The sequence below is a fragment of the Brevibacillus nitrificans genome, from assembly GCF_003710965.1.
GTDB lineage: Bacteria > Bacillota > Bacilli > Brevibacillales > Brevibacillaceae > Brevibacillus > Brevibacillus centrosporus.
In genome coordinates this window covers 39,021-64,227 of sequence record NZ_RHHU01000021.1, presented here as the reverse complement: position 1 = coordinate 64,227, position 25,207 = coordinate 39,021, and the positions used below count along the sequence as shown (strand labels likewise).

General features: G+C 51.4%; 25 protein-coding genes. All 25 read right to left on the bottom strand.

Features of this window, described 5'->3' with window-relative positions:
- Positions 1-2: 2 nt before the first annotated feature.
- A complete protein-coding gene (locus tag EDM59_RS28035) occupies positions 3-1,427 on the bottom strand; it encodes a serine hydrolase (RefSeq protein ID WP_122926658.1) in 1,425 nt (474 codons plus the stop codon).
- A complete protein-coding gene (locus tag EDM59_RS28030; protein ID WP_246011283.1) occupies positions 1,427-2,323 on the bottom strand; it encodes a serine hydrolase in 897 nt (298 codons plus the stop codon). Before EDM59_RS28030 ends, EDM59_RS28035 begins: the two co-directional genes overlap by 1 nt.
- A gap of 110 nt (positions 2,324-2,433) precedes the next feature.
- The gene (locus EDM59_RS28025) at positions 2,434-4,059 is read right to left on the bottom strand and encodes a peptide ABC transporter substrate-binding protein (RefSeq protein ID WP_122926656.1); all 1,626 of its coding nucleotides are present in this window, start codon (positions 4,057-4,059) and stop codon (positions 2,434-2,436) included.
- Between the two features lie 237 nt (positions 4,060-4,296).
- On the bottom strand, positions 4,297-4,578 hold the full coding sequence (locus EDM59_RS28020; protein ID WP_122926655.1) for a DUF2325 domain-containing protein: 282 nt from the start codon (positions 4,576-4,578) through the stop codon (positions 4,297-4,299).
- A 41-nt stretch (positions 4,579-4,619) separates the two neighbouring features.
- Positions 4,620-4,802 (bottom strand): YezD family protein, encoded by a 183-nt coding sequence (locus EDM59_RS28015; RefSeq protein ID WP_122926654.1) that lies wholly within the window; start codon positions 4,800-4,802, stop codon positions 4,620-4,622.
- A 209-nt stretch (positions 4,803-5,011) separates the two neighbouring features.
- Positions 5,012-5,788, bottom strand: coding sequence for an IclR family transcriptional regulator (locus EDM59_RS28010; RefSeq protein ID WP_122926653.1), 777 nt, complete (start codon positions 5,786-5,788; stop codon positions 5,012-5,014).
- Positions 5,789-5,895: 107 nt separating this feature from the next.
- Positions 5,896-6,678: an aspartate dehydrogenase gene (gene nadX / locus EDM59_RS28005; RefSeq protein ID WP_122926652.1), complete on the bottom strand. Its 783-nt coding sequence runs from the start codon at positions 6,676-6,678 to the stop codon at positions 5,896-5,898.
- Positions 6,679-7,482 (bottom strand): alpha/beta fold hydrolase, encoded by an 804-nt coding sequence (locus EDM59_RS28000; protein WP_246011282.1) that lies wholly within the window; start codon positions 7,480-7,482, stop codon positions 6,679-6,681.
- Between the two features lie 119 nt (positions 7,483-7,601).
- Positions 7,602-8,141, bottom strand: a complete 540-nt coding sequence (locus EDM59_RS27995; protein ID WP_122926650.1) for a cupin domain-containing protein — start codon at positions 8,139-8,141, stop codon at positions 7,602-7,604.
- Positions 8,142-8,256: 115 nt separating this feature from the next.
- A complete protein-coding gene (locus EDM59_RS27990; RefSeq protein ID WP_122926649.1) occupies positions 8,257-9,006 on the bottom strand; it encodes an ABC transporter permease in 750 nt (249 codons plus the stop codon).
- Positions 9,007-9,012: 6 nt separating this feature from the next.
- Positions 9,013-9,774: an ABC transporter permease gene (locus EDM59_RS27985; protein WP_092275822.1), complete on the bottom strand. Its 762-nt coding sequence runs from the start codon at positions 9,772-9,774 to the stop codon at positions 9,013-9,015.
- Positions 9,774-10,568: an ABC transporter ATP-binding protein gene (locus tag EDM59_RS27980; RefSeq protein ID WP_092275825.1), complete on the bottom strand. Its 795-nt coding sequence runs from the start codon at positions 10,566-10,568 to the stop codon at positions 9,774-9,776. The genes EDM59_RS27985 and EDM59_RS27980 overlap by 1 nt, the downstream gene beginning before the upstream one ends.
- Before the next feature lie 109 nt (positions 10,569-10,677).
- Positions 10,678-11,712, bottom strand: a complete 1,035-nt coding sequence (locus EDM59_RS27975; protein WP_122926648.1) for an ABC transporter substrate-binding protein — start codon at positions 11,710-11,712, stop codon at positions 10,678-10,680.
- 211 nt (positions 11,713-11,923) lie between these two features.
- Positions 11,924-12,742 (bottom strand): dienelactone hydrolase family protein, encoded by an 819-nt coding sequence (locus EDM59_RS27970; protein WP_122926647.1) that lies wholly within the window; start codon positions 12,740-12,742, stop codon positions 11,924-11,926.
- Between the two features lies 1 nt (position 12,743).
- The gene (locus tag EDM59_RS27965) at positions 12,744-13,541 is read right to left on the bottom strand and encodes an IclR family transcriptional regulator (RefSeq protein WP_122926733.1); all 798 of its coding nucleotides are present in this window, start codon (positions 13,539-13,541) and stop codon (positions 12,744-12,746) included.
- Between the two features lie 58 nt (positions 13,542-13,599).
- Positions 13,600-14,559: a VOC family protein gene (locus EDM59_RS27960; RefSeq protein ID WP_122926646.1), complete on the bottom strand. Its 960-nt coding sequence runs from the start codon at positions 14,557-14,559 to the stop codon at positions 13,600-13,602.
- A 12-nt stretch (positions 14,560-14,571) separates the two neighbouring features.
- Complete coding sequence (locus tag EDM59_RS27955; protein ID WP_122926645.1) at positions 14,572-15,357, bottom strand: SDR family NAD(P)-dependent oxidoreductase; 786 nt, start codon at positions 15,355-15,357, stop codon at positions 14,572-14,574.
- Between the two features lie 21 nt (positions 15,358-15,378).
- Positions 15,379-15,888 (bottom strand): aromatic-ring-hydroxylating dioxygenase subunit beta, encoded by a 510-nt coding sequence (locus EDM59_RS27950; RefSeq protein WP_122926644.1) that lies wholly within the window; start codon positions 15,886-15,888, stop codon positions 15,379-15,381.
- A 22-nt stretch (positions 15,889-15,910) separates the two neighbouring features.
- Entirely contained in the window at positions 15,911-17,215 is a 1,305-nt protein-coding gene (locus EDM59_RS27945; RefSeq protein WP_122926643.1) for an aromatic ring-hydroxylating dioxygenase subunit alpha, read from the bottom strand.
- Between the two features lie 39 nt (positions 17,216-17,254).
- Positions 17,255-18,532 (bottom strand): MFS transporter, encoded by a 1,278-nt coding sequence (locus tag EDM59_RS27940; protein WP_122926642.1) that lies wholly within the window; start codon positions 18,530-18,532, stop codon positions 17,255-17,257.
- A gap of 91 nt (positions 18,533-18,623) precedes the next feature.
- Positions 18,624-20,069, bottom strand: coding sequence for an aldehyde dehydrogenase family protein (locus EDM59_RS27935; protein ID WP_122926641.1), 1,446 nt, complete (start codon positions 20,067-20,069; stop codon positions 18,624-18,626).
- 16 nt (positions 20,070-20,085) lie between these two features.
- A complete protein-coding gene (locus tag EDM59_RS27930) occupies positions 20,086-21,771 on the bottom strand; it encodes a thiamine pyrophosphate-binding protein (protein WP_122926732.1) in 1,686 nt (561 codons plus the stop codon).
- Between the two features lie 22 nt (positions 21,772-21,793).
- Positions 21,794-22,585, bottom strand: a complete 792-nt coding sequence (locus EDM59_RS27925) for an SDR family oxidoreductase (protein WP_122926640.1) — start codon at positions 22,583-22,585, stop codon at positions 21,794-21,796.
- Between the two features lie 45 nt (positions 22,586-22,630).
- Positions 22,631-23,548, bottom strand: coding sequence for a VOC family protein (locus EDM59_RS27920; RefSeq protein WP_122926639.1), 918 nt, complete (start codon positions 23,546-23,548; stop codon positions 22,631-22,633).
- Between the two features lie 249 nt (positions 23,549-23,797).
- Positions 23,798-25,177 (bottom strand): aminotransferase-like domain-containing protein, encoded by a 1,380-nt coding sequence (locus EDM59_RS27915; protein WP_122926638.1) that lies wholly within the window; start codon positions 25,175-25,177, stop codon positions 23,798-23,800.
- Positions 25,178-25,207 lie beyond the last annotated feature (30 nt).

Sequence of the window (25,207 nt, the reverse complement as noted above, 5' to 3'; positions counted from 1 at the left end):
GGTTACGGTTGTTGCACGCTTTGCTTCTTTTGCAGCTGGCGCAGTGCGTAGCTCATACGGCGAACCTCGCCCGACTCGGAACGGAAAAAGTCGATCCAGACCACAGAGTTTCCTCTTTTAAACACGAAGCTGTCCGTTTCTACCGGAATCAGAGGATAAGAAACGTCGTCCACTTCGATAAACAGCTGCCCCTCCTTTTGGTCAATGGTTGCATTCAACCATTCGTCAGACTCGTAGCGGCCTATGTACGCCCTTTGTGCTTCCTCGGTCAATGGCATCGGAACGACCGGGTATAGCTCTGCCGCTGCCGGTCGGGAAGCGAGCGAATTCAGGAGTCCAACCACGAGCTCTCTCACTGATACGCCGTCCAGATTGATCAAAACAACGCCCCTCAGCCCTTTTTCAGGCAAAGCGAAAATATGGGAGCTAATCCCCTTCAGCGAGCCGCCATGCTCCATCAGAAGACCATCTGGAAAAGCAGGAGAGACCATCAGACCATACCCGTACGAGCGATAGCCGTCGACACGAGCATAGGTGCCCTTCATCTGCTGCACGCTTTCCGGTGACAAGACAGTCGAGCCCACCGCTTCCCCCTGGGAGCAAAAGACGTTCAAGTACGTCAGCAGGTCGCGCACCGTCGACTTGAGAAACCCAGCTGCACGCATGGCAGGAGCATCATGCCACAAAGGGGCTGCGATAACCTGACTGACACCCTCGATCTTTTTATTGGTGTACAGGATCGTTACATCCTCCTGATCCTCTAAGTCCTGCACATCAAACACCGTCCGCGTCATTCCCAGCGGCCGCAAAATATGGTCCGTGACATACTGCTCGTAAGGCTTGCCGCTCACACGCTCGATGATAGCTCCCAAGAGTCCGTAGGCATCATTATTGTAGCTGAACACCTCTCCGGGGTTCCCCAGCGGTTTTCCTTCATAGCTGGAGATCGCTTGCAGCACCTCTTCATACGTATCGAGATAAGGCAGCTTCTGCAGCTCCAGCTCAGACTCCGTTCCGAGAATCGCGGGGTCTGCTTCCATACTGCGCTTCATCGCGCCATCCAGATATGGAAGTGGCGGCATTCCTGGCGTATGTGTCATGAAATGATGAATCGTCATCTTGTTTCTCCACGCCTCTTCGCCCATCGTCAGCTCCGGCAAATACACTACGACCGGATCGTGAACGGATAGCTTGCCTGCCTCTTGCAGCTGCATGATCGCCACGCACGTGAAGGATTTCGTCACAGACGCAATCCCGAAAACGGTGTCCATCGACAGCGGCAGCGCCTTTTCTTCATCCCGAAAGCCAAAGGTGCGCTCATACACCCATTCCCCATCCTGCATGATGCCGATGGCCGCTCCGGGAGCCTTTGCATCCTTAAGCAGTTTCTCCGCAAACTCCTCAAAAGCAGGTATCCATTGACTCATTATTCTCCGCTCCCTACGCTCACGTCATAAACTGCTTTTGCCACTTTGGCTATCGTCAGCTCTGCTGCCTGCTTGTCTTTGATCCCGCGCGACAGAACCGTGACAGCGACGGCTCCTTTGTTATCAGGCAAATAAATGATGCCGGCGTCGTTGACGACTTCGTTTACCGTACCCGTCTTGTGCGCCACCTTGGTCCCTGGCGGCAGCAAATACGGCAAACGACTGTTGTAATGCTGACGGCGCAGGATATCCAGCATCAAATCGCAGGAAGCAGGCGTCAAAATCTCCTTCTTCCCGATCATCACGAGCAGGCGGTTCAAATCTGCTGGAGTCGCTACGTTATTTTCCAGTGTCCCCTGGGAAACATCCAGCAAAATTTCATAATCGTCCGTCTCCTCGCGCCGTTCAAATTCGGCAAAGCCTTCTGGAGAAGCCGCCGGTTCCTCCATACCCACGCAATGGTTCAGCAGCTGCCAGCAGTTGTGCCGCAGATGGATTTGCGTAAAGCCCAGCTCGCGCATATGCGCATTGACATTGTCCAGCCCAACCAGTTGGAGAATGAGGTCCGTGGCAAAATTGTCGCTGACGATTGTCATGAGCGTCGCCAGATCCTTTACCGTCAAGGCAGCGCCCGCATCCAGCTCCTGCAGGATGCCTGAGCCAGGTACACGCTCCTCCCATTTCAATGTCACCCGCTGGTCGAGTGTGATCTTTCCCGCTTCTACATCGCGCATGAGCGTGACGAGAATCGGAATTTTGAAGGCGCTTGCCAGCTGAAAAAGCTCATTCTCAAGATTTCCCGCTGTTTCTCCTGTTTCCAAATGTGTGACCGCCAAGCCAAACACGCCTGGAGCGTCGATCAATGTTTCCTGGATGACTTGCTGCCATGTCCCCATAACAATCCCTCCAACTTTGGTGGTGAAGAACTCTGGACCTTGCTTATGTGATTCGTAGCTGCCATGAAAAGGCCAACACTCTGCAGAGTGTCGGCCAATCCTCACGTCCATTACGATTCCTTGTAGCCCCATTTGAAGTCGATGTAGCCCAATGGATCGACGGTAATGCCTTTTACTTTTTCGCTTTGCACCCACGAGTTTACGCTGCTGTAAATACCCGTGACAGGCATTTCATCCATCAAAATCCCCTCTGCTTCTACCAGATACTCGTTTCGTTTGCTCTCATCCGGCTCCGCATAGGCTTTTTGCACCAGCTCGGCGTACTTCTCGCTATGCCAGAGGGTCGAGTTGTTGGAGCTGTTCTTTTCCATCAACAGCTCGAGGAAGTTGACCGAGTCGTTGTAATCACCGGTCCAGCCTGAGCGGGAAATCATGTAGTTTCCTTGCTCCTGGTCGTCAAACATGACCTTGAGCTCTTTGTTGACCAGCTTCACGTCGACGCCCAGCACCCGCTTCCACTGTGCTTGCAGGGCTTCTGCGATCTTTTTGTTCAAATCAGAGGTGTTGTACAGATACGTGATCTCAGGCAGCTTGGTGAGACCCAGCTCCTTTATTCCATCTGCCAGTAACTGTTTCGCTGTCTGTGTGTCATTATCCTTGAAGTAGCCTTCTTTTTTCAGGGAAGCGGACAGCGGAACGAAGCCCATCAGCGGCGTTTGTCCTGCCTGACCGATGTTGTCGGCGATGTCTTTGCGGTTGATTGCATAGGAGAAGGCTTTACGGATCTTCTCATTGGTAAACGGTGCCTTTTCCGTCTGGAACAGCAGGTAGTAGTTCGTCGCGCGTTCCATCGTTTGCAGCTTGCCTTCCTCATGCAAAGGACCGATCGCATCGGCCGGCAATCCGCTGATCGGAGCACCTGCCCAATCCAGATCGTCGTTGTTGAACATCTCCAGCTCCGTATTCGTATCCTCGATCATAGAGAAGTCGATCTTGTCCAGCTTGACGACGTCTTTCTCCCAGTACTGATCGTTTTTGACCAGCTCGATCTTGTTCTTATGCTCCCAGACCGACAGCTTGAAAGGTCCGTTGGTCACGATCGTCTCTGGCTTTTTCGCCCAGTCGGCATTTCCTTCGACCACTTTTTGATTGACCGGATAGTAGAAGGTCGCCAGCGTCAGGAAGTACGGAGTCGGGTTTTCCAGCGTGACCTCAAGCGTCTTGTCATCGATGACCTTGATGCCGACATCCTCTGCCTTGGCATTCCCTTGGAAAAAGGCACGGGCATTTTTGATCGGGTAGTATTTATAAGCAGAACCGCTCGCCGTTTTCGGATCGAGTACGCGCATCCAGGCGAAGGCAAAGTCTTTTGCCGTTACCAGATCGCCGTTGCTCCATTTCGAGTCGCGCAGCGTAAAGGTGTACACTTTTTTGTCGTCCGAAACCTTGATGTCTGACGCAACCGAGTTTACCGGCTTGCCATCCTTGTCCAGACGCACCAAGGAATCGTACAGGGAGCGGATAAAGGCTCCGGAGATCACATCGTTGGACATGCCGGAATCCAGTGTTTCCGGTTCCGCTGCATTCATCCGCAGGATTTGCGGCTCGGCATTGGCTTGGTCACTCTGAGAAGCGGATGGGGATGATTGGGGCTGGCTCGTGCTGTTGTTGCTACAGCCTGCAAACAGTCCAGTTAGCAGAACGAGCACACTCATGATGGCGAAAGATCGTTTCATGTTTTCCCTCCTAAGTGTCTTCAATCGTTGATATATAAATATTCTGCAAATTCCGTGCCACTTCATTTTTGCCGATAACACTCCCTTGCCCTATTCAGCGTTGAATAGTTTTGCGAGTGCTTGTCTTCGCTTCGATTCTTTTCGTGTTCAATCGACAGCAAAGAGAGGTATTCGCGAGTGAATATGACTATTCACCAACGAATACCCCTCTTTTGATTCTTTGTCCATTATCAATGACTAGCTGATAATCGGTTCATACTGCTCCACGACTTCACAGGAGCGCCGGCAGAAGACGATCGGTACCTGTCTTTGCTTGGCAAGCTTCTTGATATTTTTACAGAGATTGTGATTGACGAAGTTGATAAATACCAGAATCAGCTCGGTGTCAGAAGGAATCATGGCTTTGACATCCGATTTCTTTCTTCCCGAAACGTGATAGACCCTGCGAAACCCTTTCTCCTGAAGCCGGCTTTCAATTTCCCCCACTCGATCCCCACCAATAACCAGAACACCTGCCATACTAGATCCTCCCCTCTCCTTGCAAGATTCCAAAATCCGATTTATTTGCTAGCGCGCATGCCCTCCGCCTTCTCAGCTGGAACGCGGTACTTCTCGGTTCTCTCAATCTGAACCACCTGTGAGTCGTGGACCACGATGTGAATGGAGCCGTACTCCAAGCCTTCCAACGCCTTCAAGATCCGCTCCCTCAGTTGATCGTCCAACGCTTCCCGTTTCTTTGCCATTCGGTCCCCTCCTCACGATTCCATCCCTGATTCAATTTATATTATTCCTACCGTTTTACTATGTTTTATATTTACAATCATACTCCCAGCCCCTTATTTTGTCAACGCACACAGCAAAAAACTGCACCTCCTCTTGTTAGTTCTGTCTAACAAGCGGGATGCAGTTCAATCGGTAGCGACAGCTGCTATTTGCAATCACGATCGTGGTCTTACTTGGAGTATCCGGACAAGGCGATAGCAGCCTCGCGAACGGCTGGTATAATCTGCGAATCAATCATATCCTCGTTGATCATGCTCGTCGGCGAAGCGATATTGACCGCAGCCATAATGACCCCGTCCCGGTCAAAAATCGGAAACGCCACAGAATAGATCCCGATCTCAAACTCCTCGTTGCTGACGGCATATCCAATCCTGCGGATCTCATCCAGCTGCTTGCTCAAATCCTTCATCATCGTCTTCGTCTGATTCGTAAAGGATTGCAGCTCGATCTTCTCCAGCATGGCCGCCCGTTTGTCCTCAGGCAAAAAGGCCAGTAATACTTTTCCCATTGAAGTGGCGTGAGCAGGCAGTCGCGAGCCGATCATGACATTCAAGGTAGAAAAACTGGTGGATGTAGCCGCTCGTGCAATATACACGACTTCCGCCCCATCCAAAATGCCGATATGCGCGGATGCTCCAGTCTGATCCCGCAGCTTCTCCAAGTATGGCCGTGCCAATTCGGGAAGGTGCATGGTGTTCAAGAAAGCAAAACCCAACTCCATGACTTTTGGAGTCAGCTGATAGCGCTTGGTCGTCTCATCCTGGAAGAGATACCCCAGATGCTGAAGCGTGTAGAGAAAACGGAAGGGAACCGTCCGGCTCACCCCCATTTTGGAGGCGATCTCTGCCAAGCTCAGCGTGGAATGAGAAGCATCGAACATTTTTAAAATTTCCAAACCCCGGATCAGGGAATTGGACAGATACCGATCTTTTTCCGTTTTCGGCATGAGCGCTTGTTACTCCTTTCACTAAGGGACATGCAATTGGTACCTTTTCACCTATTGTAGTCGTCACAGGGTGGCGTAACAAGTGCGAACCGTGGAAAATCCACTGCTTAGCCTATGGTAATTCGCTCTGTCTGCTTTTTCAGCGTTGAGAGAACACTCAATGCAGCCAAGTAACTCGTCTTTGGATTGTCCGGCATCGGGTCGTTCTCCAGACGAATACTCATTTTCCCAAAGGATCCAACTGCCTCGATGCAATGAGTGTTTTTCGTTGCCTCTGGGTCTGCGACAATCTTCACGCTCGTTTGATCACAGCCGAGTCCAGCCAGTGACAGCACGATCGCCACGTTGATATTTTTCGGGAATTTGCTGATGGCTTCTGTAGCTGTACCGGAAAATACGACTTCCTCTGCCTCTACCTGACGCCCCAAAAGGGAGGCTGCTGGCTTGCGTGTCGTCAAAGCTACTTCGTCCAGCTGCCCCAGAGCCATTGCCGAGTGGATCACGTCCAGCCCGCCGATGGCTCCGGAGGGTAGATAAATTTTGGTTCCCAGCTGGCGACAGAGCTCGTTCAAACGACCGTACAGCTCTGGATCTACCAGTGCTCCTACGCTGATCACCACCAATTCCTTGCGCTTGGAGATGACCAGCTCCGCATAATCGCGGACAGCCTCTACCGTTGCTGCTTCCACGACGATATCGATTCCGGAAGACAAAAACGCCTCCATATCCGTAAAGGCCCGCGTCCCGTACGTGCGCTCCCACTCGTCTGCCACCTCAGGCTTGCGCAGATAAACAGACTCGACCAGGCTGCCCGGCAGCTTTTGATCTACGTTGATGCTTTTGATCAAAAATGTCGCTACCGTACCCCCGCCAATGATCCCGATCTTCATTTACGCTTCCCCCTTGTTGTATGTCTGCAGGAAGGAAAGCACGAGACGGTTGAATTCCTCCGGTTGCTCGAAATAGCACAAATGCCCCGCCCGTGGGATGAGCTTCAGAGTAGAGCCGGCAATTTTCTCCTCGACAATGCGCGATTCCGCTACAGGCGTGACTTTGTCGTCTTCTCCGCAAATGAGCATGGTCGGCATTTTAATAGAAGAAAGCAGCTCTGTCTGGTCCGCGTTATAAAGCGAGTAGGCGACGGATCGGTATCCTGGCGGCCTTACCATCGACATGATGCGCTTCGCCTCCGCGATCATCTCCGGCTTGGCGTATGGAGAAAACATATCCGGCGTCCTCAGCTCAGCCAGCTTTTCGGGTGACGTTTCCACGTTGTGAATGCGGTTTTGCAGCTTGCGTTCGTTCGTCTCCGGATTTGTCCGGCCACCGCGTGTGCTCGCCGCCAAAATCAGCGCCTCCACAAAGTCCGGATACTTCGCACAGAACTCCATCGCGGTCGTACTTCCCATCGAATGTCCGAGCAGGAACACCTTTTTAAAGCCCAGAGACTCAATAAAGCCTTTCAAAATATCTGCCAGCTCGCCAAAGGTGCGGAACTCCGGGTCTGGATCGGAGCTGTCTCCGTAGCCAGGCGTGTCCCATGCAATGACTTGGAAATGGTCCTGCAAGCCTTCGAGCTGTCTTGCCCACGACTGAGAATTATTGCCCAAGCCGTGCAGTAAAAGGAGCGGTGCCCCTTCTCCTGCCGTCCGGTAGTGAATGGAGAGGTTTCCTACTTGTGTGTATGGCATCATCGATCACCTCGAACAATCATTTTCGTCCAGAAATGAAAAGACCCGGCTGTGCTGTAAATGCCGGTCCTTTCGCTGTATAGAAGGGAGCCTGTGGTGGCAGGCCCCCATACAGTTCGCTCTTATTTTTGTTGTTCAGCTGCTGCTGCCGCTGCTTTTGCTTTCGCGCGCTCTACGCGGATGGCTTCCAGGTCGCTGCCTTCTGGATAAGTAGGGATTTGTGGTTTTGGAGCGCCCAGCATAACAGCCATGATCGCTTCTTCGTCACCTACGTTGCGAACACCGCGGTAGTAGCCTGGAGGAGACCAGATGCAATCGCGCTCGCTGAGTGGAATTTCATGAACAGTGTCGCCCAATTGAACCAAAGCTACGATTTTCCCTTTGATCACGAAGAATACTTCTTCTACGTCGCTGTGCAGGTGCAGAGGACCTTCAGCGCCTACTGGCAGGTACATGTTGCTCAAAGTGAAGTTTTGCGCTTGGATTACGTTGCTGTCAGTTGTAGCTACGCCACCGGTACCCACATAACGGCATTGAGCACGACGGTAGTTTGGATTTACTTGCTCTTGGAAAGAGAGTGCATTGTAGTCAAGCTTTCTAGTTTCCAGACGCGCTACATACTTTTGCTCAAATTCTTCGATTGTGATGTTTTGTTCACTCATGGGTAATGCCTCCCTGTTTTGTTTTATATAAAAAACATTGTTTTGTATTTAAAATGATTATACGGCCGATTTCATCAAAAGTCAATATTCGAAAGTGTGAGATAATTGCATGAAACTACTGCCAAAATACGTATTTTCTCTGAATCACCTGCAGCAGCAGGTTGAGCAAATACCCGACCAGCGTGATCAGCAGCACACAGGCCAGTACCTTTTCCTGCATCAGAGAGGCAGACATGTAGCTGAGCAGATACCCCATTCCAATGGTCGAGCCAATCATCTCGGTCAGAACGGCGATAATGAATGCGAGTGGAAGAGCGATTTTGAGTCCCGTAAAAATAGTAGGCATCGTCGCAGGCAACAAGATGCGCCAGAAAATCTGGCTGCTGCTCGCTCCCATGTTTTGACCTGCCCACAGATAGATTTTGCCGACGCGGGTCGCTCCATAGTAGGTGTTGAGCACGATCGGAAACAGACATTCGATGAAGATCAGAGAAACCTTCGACGCCGAGCCAAGTCCGAGAATAAACACGAGGATCGGGTATAGAGCCACACGCGGGATCGGATATCCGAGGGAAAACATCGGCTGCATCACATCATTGAGCTTGGCCGAACGGCTCATCAAAAGCCCGAGCGGTACACCGACTACCGCTGCCAGCGCAAATCCGGCGAATACCCGAAACAGTGTCGTCGGCAGGTTTTCCATCAGCATGCCGGACGAGATCAGATCGATTGCGACTACCACGACCTTGCCGAGAGAGGGAAACAGGCGCTCAGGCATGATTTGCATAAAGGCAATGATTTCCCATGCCACGACGATCCAAATCAGTGATTGGTATTGAACGATGATATTCCAGCCTTTTTTCATATCTCTCTACCCCCTGTTCTCCGACCACCAGAGCAAACGTGCGCGGACAGCCAATAAGATGCGGTCAAACAAAAAGCCCAGCAAAGCAATGACAAAGATGGAGACAAACATCAAATCGGTCCGGCCCGCCATATCGGCAGTCAAAATCATAAAGCCTAGCCCCAGACCGTTGGAGGAACCAATCATTTCGGAGGAAAACAGCATGACGAAGGTTAAACCGAGGGAAACGCGCAGCCCGTCAAATATCTTGGGCAGCGCAGCTGGCAGAATGATCTTCCACAAGATTTGTATGCGGCTTGCTCCCATGTTTTGCGCAGCCCAGACGTAAACCTGCTTCACTCCGTGTACGCCGTCCTGAGTGGCGATAAAACAAGGGAAAAAGGCTGTCAAAAAGATGAGCAGAACCCGCGTGGTATCGGAAATGCCGAACCAAACCATCAGGATGGGCAGCAACGCGATCTTCGGTACCGGGTTCAATACATCCACGATCGGCGTGAAAAATACTCCGATCGGCTTAAAGTAACCAGCTGCGATCCCGAGCACAATCCCCACGACGGCCACCAGCAAAAATCCGAGAAGCGAGCGATAAAGACTGGCTGCCGCATTGGAGAACAGATCCCCGCTCATGACCATGGCAAGCAGCTCTTTGCCGATCACGGCAGGACTGGACAAATACTCCGGAATCCACTGCAGCATGGCGAGAAGCTGCCAAAGCACCAGGAGAACAACGACTTCGATCAAAGCGATTTTATGAAGGCGTTTATCCATTAAAATTCATCCTCTCCACTCTTGCTGTGTTCTTGATGGAGCAAGTCCCAAATGTGGTTGCGAATATCCATGAACTCCTGTGTTTTGTGAACATCGAGCTGGCGAGGGCGCGCAAAGTCAATTTCGATGATTTCCTTAATAACGGCGGGACGACCACTGAAAACGACTACGATGTCACTCAAAAAGACAGCTTCATCGATGTCATGCGTGACGAACATCACGCTTTTGTTCGATTCCTGCCAAATGCGCTGCAGCTCTACCTGCATCTTTTCACGCGTCTGGGCATCGAGTGCCCCAAACGGCTCATCCATCAGCAGAACATCCGGATTGAAAGCAAGAACACGCGCGAGGGAGATCCGCTGCTTCATCCCGCCGGACAGCTCGGACGGAAGATTGTTGCGGAAGTCCCACAGGTGGACCAGCTTGAGGTAATGCTCCACGATTTCATCCCGCTTTGCCTTTTCCACCCCTTGCACCTCGAGTCCCCACGCCACGTTGTCGTAGACGTTTTTCCAGGGGAACAAAGCCGATTCCTGAAACATCATTCCCCGGTCTGGACCAGGCTTGTCTACTTCCTTGCCGCGAATGCGGACAGTCCCTGTAGACTTCGGAATGAACCCGCCCACGATGTGCAAAAAGGTACTTTTTCCGCATCCGCTGGGTCCTACGATACTGACAAATTTGCCCTCCGGAATTTGCAGGCTGATTTCCTGAATCGCTGTGACCTCTTCTTTGCCTCGTGTGTATACCTTGCGCAATTTCTCGATATCAATAGCGGGTGTCTGTGTTGACATGACAACTTCTCCTTCGCTGTGTTTTTTGTCTTACAACCATATAAAAGCGGCCCCTATATCGGGACATAGGGACCGCCACTTCACGAAATAGGCTTTACGTGGTGCTTGCCTATTGTGGCAAATAGGACATGTCGATGATCGTATTCAGATCAACTGGCTTGTCCAGCCATTTTTCCTGCAACAAAATATCTTGTACCGCTTTCCAGCCTTCCGGATCCACTTTTCCGTCTGTAGAACGGTTGTTGTCTGTCAGATTGATATACGTATCTGGATCCGCTTTGACTTTTTGTTTTTCGATCAACAACTTACGTGCTTCTGTTCCATTTTCGTTGTAGTACTTCAGTGCAGCCACGTAATCACTGAGGAAGTCTTTCACGGCTTGCTCGTTGTTTTTCAAAAACTCTGGGTTTACAAACATGGACAAAAAGTCCTCATCTGCTTGCACGCCAGTTTTTGCATTGAACACTTCTTTAAATTCTCCCGATTTCAGAGCGGTTGCTCCAAATGGCTGCGGGAACATCCCGATGTCGATCTTCTTGGACTTCACTGCTTCTGCCATCGAAGGAATCGGAATAATCGCATATTTCACGTCCTTATCCGGGTCCATCCCTGCGGAGCGAATCGCGGCGCGTGCCCACATGTCTGTCGGGGATTTAAAGTCAGGAATTCCGATTACCTTTCCTTTGACATCCGCCATGCTGTTGATTCCGGAATCTTTCAACGCCATGAACGGTGTATTAAAGCCTTTACCAGGTGTTTCTTTAATCACAGAGGCGATTACTTTGAGCGGAATACCTTGGGAAGCTGCGACCAGTGTCGCGCCTTGACCGATCGAAGCGATGTCGATCTGATTTGCCTGGTAAGCGTTCAGTCGGTCGGCATTGGCACGGAACTGGGTGATGTTCAGGGTGTAGCTCTTCCCTTGGTGTGGTGTTAATTCTGGATTGACCTGCATCAGCCACAACGGCTCCTCAGATGAAAAACCGCCGCCTAATCTGATTTCTACCGGCTGATTTCCTCCCGCTGCGGCTTGTCCGCCAGAAGCGGCTCCTGATGACGGCTGGGCAGATTGCCCTGACCCACAAGCTGTCAACCCTACCGCCAGGCCCAAAATCATTGCCAGTTTTCCCATGTTTTTTCTCATACGCAACCCCCTGGAAATAAATTACTAGTGTTTTACATGAAAAACGTGGTTTTGCTATTTAAATATAATGTCCAGGTTATATAATTGTCAATATTGAAAACCGTTTAAAAAGTCACAAAATTATTTACTTATAAACGAAAAGTTATTGAAAGTAAAAAAACCCCCATCTCCTGAGCCATATCCGCTCGAAGAGATAAGGGTTGCGTTTTTTTTATACCAATACTTGCTTGAAAAAAGCCAATGTCTTTTCCCAAGCGTCACGAGAAGCTTCCACATGATAAGCTCCGCGCGTATCGTTGAAGAAAGCGTGATGCGCTCCCTCATATACCTCATAGGTGAAGGACTTGTCCGCCTCTTTCATCGCGCTGACGAACTCAGGCAAGTGGGCATTGATCTTCGCATCCAGCTCCCCGAAGAATCCGAGAACCGGGCACGCAATCGTCGCTACCTGTTCTTTGTTCAGCAGATGCCCATAGTAGACCACAGAGCCTGCCAGACTCGGTACAGAGGATGCCAGCTGGAGGGAGAGAGCTCCACCCATGCAATAGCCCGTAGAGGCGATTTTTTGCCCTTTGGAAAGCTCGTAGCCTTCGAGGAAGCTCACCGCTGCCTTCAGCTTCTCCAGCAGCTGCGGGAACATCTTCAGATGGGCAAACACATCCGCATATGTAGCGCGCAGCTCTTCGCGTGCTTTTGGTGGCTGCTGCTCCAGTGCCGCTTCCCTCGCCTGCGCGTCGTGCCAAGCCGGCGGCGGCAGCGTTTCGAGAAAAGCCTTCACTTGCTCGATGCGCTCCTCCGTCAATGCTTCCGGACGTTTTCCCTCTACCGCAAACAGGTCAGGCGCTACGGCCAAATACCCTGCCTTTGCAAATCGATCCGTCAAGTCACGGATATGGGCATCTGTCCCCCAGATCTCCTGAATGACGATGACCACAGGCAGAGGCGTTTTCGCGCGCGCCAGCCGGGATGTGTACAGGCGGTGCTTCACACCGTCTTGCTCAAAATGAATCCACTCTGTTTGTAAGGACAACTCATACCCTCCTTTGTGGTTGCCGATAGCCGTAAAAAGCAGAGAGCTTTTCAGCGGATTCGCAAATCGCCGGCAGTACGTATTGTTCCACACGCTCCATCGGTAATAACGATTCATGGGCAGCTACACTCACGGCGGCGACTGCACGGCCTGATTCATCAAAAATTGGGGCAGATACCGAACGGATTCCAACCTCAAACTCACCGCTGCTGACCGAATAGCCTTGTCTGCGAACGATGTCCAGCTCTTTGAGGATCGATGTCATCATGGTCTTCGTATCTTTCGTATACGACTGGAGGTCAGATAGCAGAAGAAGCTCCTCCCACTGCTCTCGCGGCTGAAAGGCCAACAGAATTTTGCCGACCGCCGTCGCATGCGCTGGCAGACGCGAGCCGACCGACACACTGACCGTAGAAGGACCTCTCGCCTGCTGCACCGCTACAAACACGACAGCCGTATCATCCAGAATGCCGATGTGGGAGGAGCCGCCCGTCTCATCGCGCAGCTGCTCCAGAAACGGCCTCGCCACTTCGGTAATCTGCAGCGTGTTCAGGTAAGCAAATCCGAGCTCCAGCACTTTTGGTGTCAATTCGTAACGTTTTGTATCTTCATTTTGCTTTAAATAACCGAGTGACTGGAGTGTAAACAATAACCGAAACGGTGCCGTCCGGCTAATCCCCAATTGGCCTGCAATCTCCACAAGAGAAAGCGTTGGTTGCTCTGCTCTGAATAGCCGTAATATTTCCAATCCCCTTACCAGGGAGCTGGAACTGTACCGATCTTTTTCTTCTTTTGCCAACGTCTTGTCTCTCCTTTCTGGAACCTGCGGCATCCGTCCCACCTACCATTTACTCCACTTACGCTTCGAACTTTTCCAGCAGCTCGATAATGACATGATAGTCAGAAGTCGTATCCATGTAGGCATAGCGGCCTGTACCGTTAAAGAAGTTCCCCTTTTGAATCACAGGATATCCTTTTTCCTCCAGGATGGCAATTTTCTCATCCATGTTTTTCACGTGGAAGGAAATGTGATGGATACCCTCGCCTTTTGTCTCGAGGTGTTCTTTCCAGGTGCTTGGAGAATCGCCTGGCTCGATCAGCTCAATCTCGATCATCGGCGTTTTGATGAACAGGAAGCGTGCTTTCGCCTCAGTAGGCTCGCCACGGTAAACGACTTGTGTGATTTTGCTGTCGCCTTCCTTCAGCACGGTCGGCTTTTCTACACCCAAAAGCGCGCAGTACGCTTCCGCAGCTGCATCCAGATCTTTTACGACAACCGCGATCTGCGTCAACGTGTCGGTGCCCAGAAGAGGCTGTGGATCGTCTGCCGTTCTTGGTTTTACAGGAGGGATCGGCTGTGGCTCATCGCGCTCCAACAGCTCTACCATCGTTTTGCAGGCAGGAACGGTATCTACGTAGGCATAGCGTCCTTTACTCGCAGTGAACTCGCCTGTTTGAATGACGCCATAGCCGTTTTCGCCAAGAAGTGCCAGCTGCTTTTTCATGTCGTCCGTATTGACGGCCACATGGTGGATACCTTCCTGTTGGTTAAGGAAGTCACGCATGGTGCTTGGCTCCTGATCTGGCTCGATCAGCTCAATCTGTACGGATGGTGTGTTGATGAAGATCAGCTTATTGCGTGCAGGAGTTGGTACTCCGTTGTATACGATTTGAGAAATTTCCTGTGTTCCTGTCAAAAACCAGTTCGGCTTCTCGATTCCGAGAAGAGTGGCAAAAGCCTCGGCCGCTTTTTCAATGTCTTTCACAACAAAGCAAATCTGGTTGATCTCGCTTGTTCCGAGCAGTGCTTGTGTCATATCTGTTTCCCCCTATCCAAGTCCGCGTACGACTAATCCTCCGTCGCTGGCCAATACTTCACCGGTAATCGCACGTGCTTTATCTGATGCCAGCAGGACGTACGCCCCTACGTGATCCTCTGGTTCCATTGCGATTTGCAATGGGTTGCGGCGCTTGATGCTCTTCGCCTTGGTTTCGTTGTCAACCACATTGACAAAAGGACGCAGAGGTGGGATCACGGATAAGGCTGTCAATGTACCGCCGGGAGCCACTGCATTTACCCGAATATCGGGTGCCAATTCGAAAGCGAGCTGCCGCAAGAGACCGATCTGCGCATGCTTGCTCGCGGTGTACCACACGCCCCCGCCATCCGGGTAAAAGCCTGCACCGGACACGGTGAAAATCATGTTCCCCCGCGTCCGTTTCAGTTCATCCACTGCCGCTTTGGCAGCGAAAAAGCTACCTTTTACATTGATGTTAAACAACATGTCGTAGGCATCCGACATCGCCTGTGGGGTAACATCGACGAATTTTGCAAATGCGTCAAACACGCCGGCATTGGATACGAGAATGTCCAGCTTCCCGAATGCCTCGACTGCACATTGCACCGCTCGTTGATGGTCCTCGTACACAGTCACATCACCCGTGATGGTACGGACGCTGTCGCCGAGTTGCTGTTCCAGCTCGCCCAGGCCGTCCGCCGAGCGATCCAGTACCGTTACAACAGCTCCTTCTTTGATGAAGGCCTCCACTACCGCCTTGCCGATCCCGGAGGCTCCCCCTGTGATATACACTGATTTTCCCGCAAGCTCTGCCATGCCCGTCATGCCTCCCTCTCTCTATACGAAAATTGCCAGGTTACGTGTATTGATGGTGGTTTGGTCGATAACGAAGAAGCGCTTTTTCAGCTTCCATTCGCCGTCTACATACACGAATTCATCGGTACGCTCACCCGATACGATGTCGTGGTGAATGTCGGTCGAACGGCTGCGATACAGAAGCAGATAGCTTTTCACCACTGCTTTTTCGCCCGGAACGTACTCCTCTACCCGTACGTTGTTCACCGAGCGGCGTGTCCGGGACGGAGGAATCTCCGCCCAAGCGTAGTCGGATTTCAAACGCTCTACGCGCAGGGACAGCAGGTGGTGATCGTCATGGAAGGCGAACATGTCTGTCGCGTAGTCAGGACGCTCGATCCCTTCTTTGTTTACGCGGACTGGCATTGAGTACATAATTTCGGGATGCATCAAAGCAAACCAGCCGTCAAAATCGATATCATCCAACAATTTTGCTTCACGGTACAACCATTGCTGGAATTCGTAAGTAGCCAGCATCATTTCCATGCTCATCGACTCTTCCTCCTTAAGGCAATTACGAGTTCATCAGGTTCAGCCAGTAGCGGTAGTAGTTCCGGGAGTTGGCTTCCGAGAATTTATCTCCATAGGCAACACCAGGTCCAGGGAAATCGGTCACAGGCTCACGGTGCATGCCCATTGTGTAGTTATAAGTCAGTTGCTTGGCAAAAGGCATCGTTCCCGAAGCCGCTTGGGTGATATCGGTAAATACTTCCGTGTCGTCCTGCTCAAAAATACCGGACGGGCTAAACGTCAGGATATACGCTTCGCGGGAACGGTATTTCCAATCTTCAGAAGCGTTTTTCTCTACCAGGAACCAGGTCATGACTTCCATCTTGTCTGGTCCGACTGGCTTCCACAGGCGCATCGTGGTGTTGGAAACAAGCTGTCCTTTTACTTTGGTATGGGATACCAGAATGGACAGGTTCGGGAACAGGGTACCGATCAGATTTTTCATATTGGAAATCAGATCGAACTGCTCAGGTGTCAGGTTTGCCTTGTACTCGTCTTTCAGCTCTTCCGGGAACGGGAAGTCTGGGTTTGGCATCCCGATCAGACATCCATGTCCGTTATCTGTATGAACCTGATAGCCTTTTTTGGAGTAGGTTGCACTTGGCACCATGCCAAGCTGTGCGATCGATCCGTGGGTCACCATCGTATGATAGGAGTCACTCACGAAGTTATCGGAACCGATTTTCCAGTTGGAATGGACGATGAATTTTTGCGGTGGCCCCACAACTTCCATCTCTGTACGGCCGAGGCCAATATCCAAATACCATTTGAAGTCGCTGAGGAAATCATCCAATGGCTGCGGATTGTCGTTCCATGTACCAAAGATCAGTCCGCGATACGTATCGATCGTTACTTTGTTCAGGCCCATTTTGGAGGTATCGAGTCTACCGCCGTAAATGTCATTTTGCAGTGGAACCCCGATCAGGTCGCCGTTGTTTTTAAAGTTGAAGCCATGGTACGGACAAGTGAAATTCGCTTTGTTTCCATGGTCCGCACGGCAGAGCTTCATACCGCGGTGGGTACACATGTTGTAGAAGGCACGGATTTCACCGTCGTGTCCATGAGAAACAATAACAGAGTAGCCAGCCAGATCGCGGAGCATGTAGTCGTTTTTGTTTGGAATTTCGGAAACGTGGCCGAGCAAGACCCACGTTTTCATGAAGATCTTTTCGTGCTCCAGCTTGTAGATCGTAGGGTCAGACAAGATATAGGCGGGAATGGCCCCCTCTTCCGGGTTCATTGTCTCGTTCAGGTATTGAAGGGCTTCTTCCCTTGTCATTTCATCCAAGCGCACTTCTGGTTTGCCCATGCGTATTCACTCCAATCTCAGAATTACAGTTTCAAAAACTTATGACACAGCTCGAGCACGTTCTGCCTGCTTGATTTGCACGGCCTCTGCTGCTTCGCGTTTCAAGGTAAAGAGGTAAGCGACGAAGCCGATCAGGGAAATGGCGATCAGCATCAAGATCGATGGTCCGAAATCTCCGCCGGAAAGGTCGCGCATCCAGCCCATGATGTAGCTCGCAAAACCGCCCAGAATGTTCGTGAAGCCCATCAAGCCAGCTGCGCGCCCGGCCGTTTCCGGGGTAGAGAATTTGACAATAAACAGGTTACTCAGATGGAATACGCCGCCTTGTGTTCCCATGGCGAGTCCGATGGAAATCCCCGCGATGATCGGGTTGGTCGCACTCACGGCAATGCCGAGGAAGAGCGCACAGAGTCCGAATAAAATGGCTGCGAGCAGGCCAGGACGCTTCGTTTTATCGGCCAAGTAGCCGCACACCAGGACGAAGACGAGGGCAAACAGCCAGGAGAGTGAAGTAATCCCTGCCATTGCTTCGCGGGCAAAGCCCTTGCCTTGTGTCAGGTAGGTCGGCAGCCAAATGCTCAATCCGAAGAACAGGAAGGACGCCACCAGCATCCCGATCCAAACGATCCAGTAACGGAAATCTTGCGCAAAGTTTTGCTTTTCTTCTACAGGTCCATCGTTGCTGCGGATAAAGGCCAGTTCTTCTTTGCTCAGCTTCGGATGATCTTCCGGCTTATCACGCGTCATGAAGTAGAACATCGGAATGTTCAAGATCAGGTTACAAGCAGCCAGAATGAAGAAGGACGAGTGCCAGGTCAAGTTGGCAATCAAGACGGACAATACAAGTGCTCCAAGCGCTGGTCCCAGATAGTTCCCGGAAATCCACGAAGCTTGTGCACGACCCAGCTCATTTCGATTAAACCAGTTGGCAATAAATTTACCGGACACCGGGATCATAATTCCTTCCCCGATCCCCAGGATAATACGAGAAAGTACAAACATTTCATACGAAGTGGAGAGACCAGCCATCACCATGGTGACGGTCCATACCGCAATCCCCAGCATGGCTGTCTTCCGCGCTCCCAGCTTGTCGATCACGACGCCCCAGAACAAGTTAGACAAGGCGTAAGCTACCGTAAAAATAAAGGTCAAGAACCCGATTTTCGCATTTTTATCCGGACCGATCAGTCCCATGTCCTGCAGAAAGCCCGGATCTGTCTGAATGACAGAAATCCCTAGCTTGTCGATCTGGCCAAAGAACCAAAAGAAGAAGATTGGCAATGAAATGTAAACCCATCGCATGTTTTTGCTAAGCATGTGAGCAACAACCCCCTGGTGACTGGACACGCAATATTCAGTCTTAGTTGAATGGCAACTTTGGCAAATACTTCTGGTCTGTTAGTCGTCGTTAGTTGGCAAATCCGTAGGTATCCGCAAAGAGGTCGATACCGCACATTTGTGTTTCACGGCTAAGTCCGCTCTCTTTCAGGCCTGGGAAATCGTAGTGCAGATCTTGGAAGATCGTATGGTTATTGAAGAAAACCGCCCCTGCATCCAGACGATCGGCAAAAGTCTCGGCAACGCTCTGATCCGCCGTCCATACCGAAGCACGCAGGCCGAACTCTGTGTCATTCGCCATCGCGATCGCCTCGTCCAAATCGGAATACTTCAGTACGGGAATGACTGGACCGAACTGCTCAGCACGTACCAGCTCGCTCGATTGATCAAGACCCGTTGCGATCGAAGGAAGCAGGAAGTAGCCTTGATCCCAGGATTCTTCATCCAGCTTGATACCGAGTGTATCTACCTGAGCACCCGCTTGCTTTGTGCGCTCGATCAAGCCTGTCACGTAGTCGTATTGTGCTTTGTTGTTGATTGGACCCATCATGGCATCCGGCTGCATCCCGTTCCCTACGATCATGCGGCCAAACTCGCGAGTCAGCTTGCTCATGAACTCTTCGTAGCGCGACTCATGCACGTATACACGTTTGATTGCGGAGCAAACCTGACCGGCTGCTCGGAGGATCCCCATGCGAATGCGTGTCATCGCGGTTTCGTCGAGAACGGCATCTGGCAGGATGAGCGCTGGATCGTTCCCGCCCAGCTCCATGTACAGCTTTTTCACGGTACCGGCAGACATGCTCATGATACGCTTTCCTGTTTCCGTGCTACCTGTAAAGGCAATGGTACGAACGCGCGGATCAGCACAGATCTGCTCTCCGACCAAAGCGCCGGAACCCGTTACGATATTGATGACACCCGGAGGCAATTGCTCTGCTACGACTTTCAGCGTTGCCAGAACCGTCAACGGGCAGTCTGTAGCCGGTTTTACTACGACCGTATTTCCTGCAAGAATCGCAGGGATCACGCGTTTGAACGTAAGAATCATCGGAGAATTCCAAGGAGAGATGACAGCTGTAACGCCTCTTGGTCTTCTGCGCAGCTGAACCATTTGTCCACCCGGGATGGATTGCGGCTCCCACCATTTGACCAAGGCATCTGCCCCCTGGCTCATGATTTCCACACAGCGCATGATGTCCTTTTTCGCTTCTACTTGCGGCTTCCCGTTTTCACGAACGAACAGGGGAACCGTTTGCTCAATGATCGGCGACAAATGCTTGGACGCCTCTTTTACCAGCTCCGCCCGTTTTGCGGCAGGCGTAGATGCCCAAGCCGGGAACGCCTGCTCTGCTGCGTCGATTGCTTGCTGCACATCTTCTTTGGAGCAAAGAGCGACTTGCCCTACTACTTCTGTGAGAGAAGCGGGGTTGGTCACATCTGTGACCTTTGCCCCTTTTACCCACTCACCATTGATCAGAAATTGGCCGGAAATGCTAGGATATGCGTTTGACATGGATGATCAGGCCTCCTTACAATTTTTTCGGCTTGAATGCATCTGCTGCTCCAGGAGGGCCTCCGAACGGCTTGGCCATTGGACCGACAGCATTCATGTCGACAACGATCATCGATGGCTTTCTGCGTGCAACGGCTGCTTCCAGCTCTGCTACGAACTCTTCCGGGTTACCGATGCGATTGGCTTCAAAGCCCATGGATTTTGCCAGCATCACAAAGTCTGGACTCACCAGATCTACGGCAACTTGGCGACCGTATGCGGCATCCTGGATGTTGCGCAGTACGCCATAGCCTTGGTCGTCAAAGAGAACGACGATCAGCGGCAGGTTTTCTTGAACGGCTACCGGCATTTCGCCTACGTTCAGCATGTATCCACCGTCACCAGCCATCAGGACGACGACGCGATCCAGACGACCTGCTTGTGCACCCAGTGCTGTTGGCAAACCTTGTCCGATACCACCGCCAGATGCGTGAATGGATGTACGCGGCTCGTAGATTTCAAACAAGCGGCTGCCCCATACGTTAGCAGGAACGGTAACGTCGCGAACGAGGATAGCGTCTTTTGGCAGGACTTTGCGCATGCCATCGACGAATTTCTCGTACGGACCCAATGTATCGCGGAGAATCCCGCGGATTTTTTCTCTTACGGCTTTTACTTCTGCTACATACGCAGCATCTGGCGCAGCGTTTTTGGCTGCCAGCTCTTCATTGATCGCGTTCAGGATTTCTTTCGCTTCACCCAAAAGACCGTGTGTAATTTCGTAGTTGCGGTTGAATGCGCTCCAGTCCGCATCGATGCTGATGTGATCTTCTGGTGCAGTCACTTTCCAGTTGGCTGTTTCGTTGCCGCGGAAGCGTACGCCTACACTGATCAAAAGATCGGATTGCTTCAGCAGGTTTTTCACGTCTTCATAGGCAGCGAAGTGACCGATGCATTGTGGATGATCCTCTGGAATAGATCCTTTACCAGATTGGCTCGTGATAACAGCTGCGCCAGTCAGTTCAGCCAGACGGGTCAGCTCAGCAGATGCTTCCGAGGAGATCACGCCTCCCCCTGCCCAGATGACCGGACGACGAGCGGCAGCGATTTTTGCGGTAACTTCCGCTGGAATATGTGGAGCTGCTGCAGGAGCAATTGCAGGCTGTACTGCTTCAAGCACGCTGTTTGGAATGATCGCGGATTGGAAATCGATCGGGATTTCCAAAGAGACAGGACCGCGTGGAGCTGTTGTTGCATTTTGAATCGCTTGGCGTACTACTGCTGCCGCTTGCTCAGGCTTGCGCAAACGATACGCTTCTTTACAGCAGCCGCTCATCATGGACAGCTGGTCTTTACATTCGTGGATGTATCCTCTGCCTGTGCCCAAGTATTTGGAGGAAACTTCCCCTGTCAAATGCAGGACAGGTGTTCCTGCAGCCCATGCCTCTACCAGAGAGCCTGCTGCGTTGCCTGCACCGCTACCCGTACTGGTGATGACGACACCGAGTTTCCCAGTCGCGCGAGCATAGCCATCAGCCATGTTCGCAGCACCGCTCTCACCACGGGAGCAAACGATGCGGATGCTGCCCTCGCGCAAAAGCGCATCGTAGATTGGCATGTTATGAATACTTACTACACCGAAAACGACTTCTACTCCGGCGCGTACAAGCTCCGCAACAACTGCGTCTGCCGTTGTGAATTCCATTTGCACATTCGTTGTCATGTTCTTCTCTCGCCCCTTCACATTACAGCGCTTTTCCTAAAGCCCCCGCAACTTCTATTGTCGAACCGGATACATAGCTGGCCTGCTCAGACGCCAGGAAGAGAATCACGCTCGCAACCTCTTCCGGCTGCCCTACGCGGCCAAGCGGGATGTTCCGTTTTTGTGCCAAATCGTTGTAGTATTCCGTCGGATCCATCTCTGGCGCGTTTTTCATCCGTCTGCGCTCCCATTGATCCGTTGCAATCAATCCCAGGCTCACCGAGTTGACCAATATGTTGTTTGGCGCCAGCTCGTGGGACAAGGTTTTGCTCAGATTCAACAGTCCTGCACGAGTAGCCGCTGTCGCTACCATGTGACGCTCTGGTTCCTTTGCCAGCGTAGCGTTGATGTTGACGATCCGGCCGCCGCCGCGCTTCAGCAGATGCGGATGAACGGCACGAACCGCGTTGATGATGGCAAAGTACTTCAGATCAATCTGCTGTCTCCACTGCTCGTCGGTGATGTCAAAGAAGTAGCCCATCACGCTTTGTCCCGCTGCATTGACCAGAATATCCACGCCGCCAAACGTTTCGGCTGCTCCGTCGATAAAACGGGTTACGTCTTCTTTATTGGTAACGTCGCAGGTCTCAGCAAATACCTGCTCAGAGGGGGCGAATGCAGCGAGGTGTGCAAGCGCTCCCTCCATGCGTTTTTGATCGCGTCCGCAGATGGCAACCTTCGCGCCTTCCTGCAGAAACATTTCCGCTGCCTTCAAGCCAACACCAGACGTTCCGCCCATGATTACCGCGACTTTATTTTTCAGTCCCAAATCCATCGGTTTATCCACTCCCTTACGCTCGTGCCAAATAGGTAGTCTTTCTTATTGCTTACCTGCAAGCTTGGTTGCCCAGCCCTCGTCTGGATCGCCCTGCATGGATGCACGCGCTCCTGGTGGTGGTGGTCCCGCAGTACCCCACTGGTCCATCAGGTGAGGAACACGCTTCCAAACCAATGCTTGCCATTTATCGTCATCTTCTACCGTAGTCAGGTAGCAGGTGTACTCCATGACGTAGCCCGCTGGATCGCGGAAGTAGCAGAAAATGTTGTTGCCAGGGCCGTGACGACCAGGTCCCCACATCGGTTCTACATCCACCTTGCGTACATTGCTGATTCCGCGCATCACTTCGTCTACGCTCCCCACTTCATACGCAATATGGTTAACAGAAGCATGTACATCCTGGTTGAAAGCGAGGGAGTGATGGTTTTTGTTGCAACGCAGGAAGACCATCTGATGCTCGCTCCAGTCTGTTACTTTGAAGCCCAGGATCTTCGTGTAGAAATCGGTGATCATGTCGATGTCTTTTGTGTTCATGACCACATGATTCAGCTTGATCGGATCCACGTTTTTCTTGCTCCAGTCTTTCGTGTGGATCTCTACCCAACAGGACAGCTCGATGCAGCGTCCTTCTGGATCGAGGAAACGCAATCCGTAGCCCGCGCCCGCTTCATCGAGGTAGCCAGGCTCGGAGACGAGAGGGATGCCCAGCTCTTTCAGCTTTTCAGCCGCTGTATCTACGGCATTCTTGTCAATCATTCCAAACGCGATATGATGCAGTCCGCGTTTTTCTCCAGCCGTTAAATGGAGGATGTGGTTTTCGGATCCAGCTCCACGGAAGTAAACGTTGTTTTCGTCCTCCTGAAGCTTATCTAATCCCCATACTTTTTCGTAGAAATCTGCCTGTTCCTTCAAGACCGGTGTAAACAAGCTGATATGCCGCAAATGGGTGATACCTAGCATCCATTTCACCTCTGATTGTTAGATTTGTGTTTTGTATACAAAACAATGTTTCGATTATTTCGTAAAAAAAAGCGAGCTTTGCTGCTACTTCCTTGTCAAAGTATCCTCAAGCTCTTTTTCGATGAAAACCTCTACTTTATCGTTCGTGTGTTTTATATACAAAACACAGTTTCCTATATGAACTTATTTTAAATTTTTCGTAACTATCGTGTCAATACTAAAGATTTTGATTATTCCTCCTATATCCAATCATATCCAGTCAATGACGTGCAGCCGGTTCGATTTTTGTTGTTCCAGCAGGCTCTCCAGCGTCTCGGCCACGATCTGAATCCCTCTTTCAATTTTTTCAAAATCCGTTTGCATGATGCTGATCCGCAGGCCATGATCCCGGCGAAACAAACGCAGATAGTTCTGCTCCGTGGAATTCACCCTTACTTGTTTTAAATGCAAAGCCGTAATCAGATCATGAAGATTGACTTCATCGGAGAGAGACAGCCGGGCGAAAATTCCTCCTCGTCCTGTTGCTAGCTGCACTTGTGGAGGAAGCAGCCGATTTCCGCATTCTGCAAGCTTTTCCATTCGCATGCGATACCTCTCTCTGACCAAGCCAGCATGATGATCGTACATACCGCAGTTCAAATACAGCTCCAGCGCTGCCTGCGACAAAGCCGCTGTGCTGGAATCACTGGACGCTTTGAAAAGCCGGAACGTCTCCATCAACGAGGTTGGGAGTACGACACACGCCAATCTCAGCCCCGGCAGCATGATTTTGGAAAAGCTCTTGACGTAAATCACCTTGCCTGCCTGATCATACGCATAAATCGGGTCGGCCTTTTCATCCGTGTCCATATCCGCCAGAAAGTCATCTTCCACGATGTAGACGTCGTATTTTTGCGCGAGCATGGCAATCTGCTTTTTCTGTTCCTCCGTATAGCTTGCCCCAAGTGGATTATGAAACCGCGGAACCGTGTAAAAAAACTTGATGTGATTATTGCGGAAATGCCGCTCCAGCTCGTCGAGGTCAATCCCATCCATCCTCCGTTCGATGCCCAGAGCTGTGACCCCCAAAAGATCCAGGGAACGAAGCATGCCATGAAAGGTCGGCTGTTCGACCAGCACCGCGCTCTTCCCATTGGGAAAGGGCATAGAGGCAAGGAGATGCAAAGCCTGCTGCGCGCCAGACACGACGCAAATCTGCGAAGGAGGCGCAAAAATCTGCGAATGCGCCAAATGTTTTTCGAGCGCTCTTCTCAGCGTAAAAAATCCCTGTGGATCGGAATACGTAAAAAGATGGTCCTCATAAAGCTCGATAGCACGGTTGAGGCAGTGCTGAAAATCTTTATACGGCATCACCTCTGCATCCGGTGTGGCGGAGGAAAAATCGATCCAGTCGATCGCAGATGTCGTTGTCTTCTCGGATCGTGCCACGGCGTAATAGCCGCTTTTCGGGACAGAGTAAATCAAATGCTCGTTTTCCAGCTCTTGATACGCACGGATCGCCGTGTTTTTGCTGCACGACCAAAGCTCAGACGCTGCCCGTATGGAAGGCAGCTTTTCACCTGGCTTGATTGCGTGCGTTAGCAGCTGCTCTTTTAAAAGCGCTTTCACGACTTCGTATTTGTTCTCCATCCCTCATCCCCTCTTACCAAACTGTATGGG

Coding starts and splice junctions, on each gene's coding strand:
- EDM59_RS27980 (WP_092275825.1), bottom strand. CDS start 10,568: ATGTCAACACAGACACCCGCTATTGATATCGAGAAATTGCGCAAGGTA.
- EDM59_RS27925 (WP_122926640.1), bottom strand. CDS start 22,585: ATGGATTTGGGACTGAAAAATAAAGTCGCGGTAATCATGGGCGGAACG.
- EDM59_RS27950 (WP_122926644.1), bottom strand. CDS start 15,888: ATGAGCATGGAAATGATGCTGGCTACTTACGAATTCCAGCAATGGTTG.
- EDM59_RS27985 (WP_092275822.1), bottom strand. CDS start 9,774: ATGGATAAACGCCTTCATAAAATCGCTTTGATCGAAGTCGTTGTTCTC.
- EDM59_RS28010 (WP_122926653.1), bottom strand. CDS start 5,788: ATGCCGAAAACGGAAAAAGATCGGTATCTGTCCAATTCCCTGATCCGG.
- EDM59_RS28000 (WP_246011282.1), bottom strand. CDS start 7,482: ATGATGCCATACACACAAGTAGGAAACCTCTCCATTCACTACCGGACG.
- nadX (WP_122926652.1), bottom strand. CDS start 6,678: ATGAAGATCGGGATCATTGGCGGGGGTACGGTAGCGACATTTTTGATC.
- EDM59_RS27930 (WP_122926732.1), bottom strand. CDS start 21,771: ATGACAACGAATGTGCAAATGGAATTCACAACGGCAGACGCAGTTGTT.
- EDM59_RS27955 (WP_122926645.1), bottom strand. CDS start 15,357: ATGGCAGAGCTTGCGGGAAAATCAGTGTATATCACAGGGGGAGCCTCC.
- EDM59_RS27920 (WP_122926639.1), bottom strand. CDS start 23,548: ATGCTAGGTATCACCCATTTGCGGCATATCAGCTTGTTTACACCGGTC.
- EDM59_RS28025 (WP_122926656.1), bottom strand. CDS start 4,059: ATGAAACGATCTTTCGCCATCATGAGTGTGCTCGTTCTGCTAACTGGA.
- EDM59_RS27935 (WP_122926641.1), bottom strand. CDS start 20,069: ATGTCAAACGCATATCCTAGCATTTCCGGCCAATTTCTGATCAATGGT.
- EDM59_RS28035 (WP_122926658.1), bottom strand. CDS start 1,427: ATGAGTCAATGGATACCTGCTTTTGAGGAGTTTGCGGAGAAACTGCTT.
- EDM59_RS28015 (WP_122926654.1), bottom strand. CDS start 4,802: ATGGCAAAGAAACGGGAAGCGTTGGACGATCAACTGAGGGAGCGGATC.
- EDM59_RS27945 (WP_122926643.1), bottom strand. CDS start 17,215: ATGGGCAAACCAGAAGTGCGCTTGGATGAAATGACAAGGGAAGAAGCC.
- EDM59_RS27995 (WP_122926650.1), bottom strand. CDS start 8,141: ATGAGTGAACAAAACATCACAATCGAAGAATTTGAGCAAAAGTATGTA.
- EDM59_RS27990 (WP_122926649.1), bottom strand. CDS start 9,006: ATGAAAAAAGGCTGGAATATCATCGTTCAATACCAATCACTGATTTGG.
- EDM59_RS28030 (WP_246011283.1), bottom strand. CDS start 2,323: ATGGGGACATGGCAGCAAGTCATCCAGGAAACATTGATCGACGCTCCA.
- EDM59_RS27940 (WP_122926642.1), bottom strand. CDS start 18,532: ATGCTTAGCAAAAACATGCGATGGGTTTACATTTCATTGCCAATCTTC.
- EDM59_RS28020 (WP_122926655.1), bottom strand. CDS start 4,578: ATGGCAGGTGTTCTGGTTATTGGTGGGGATCGAGTGGGGGAAATTGAA.
- EDM59_RS27915 (WP_122926638.1), bottom strand. CDS start 25,177: ATGGAGAACAAATACGAAGTCGTGAAAGCGCTTTTAAAAGAGCAGCTG.
- EDM59_RS27975 (WP_122926648.1), bottom strand. CDS start 11,712: ATGAGAAAAAACATGGGAAAACTGGCAATGATTTTGGGCCTGGCGGTA.
- EDM59_RS27960 (WP_122926646.1), bottom strand. CDS start 14,559: ATGACACAAGCACTGCTCGGAACAAGCGAGATCAACCAGATTTGCTTT.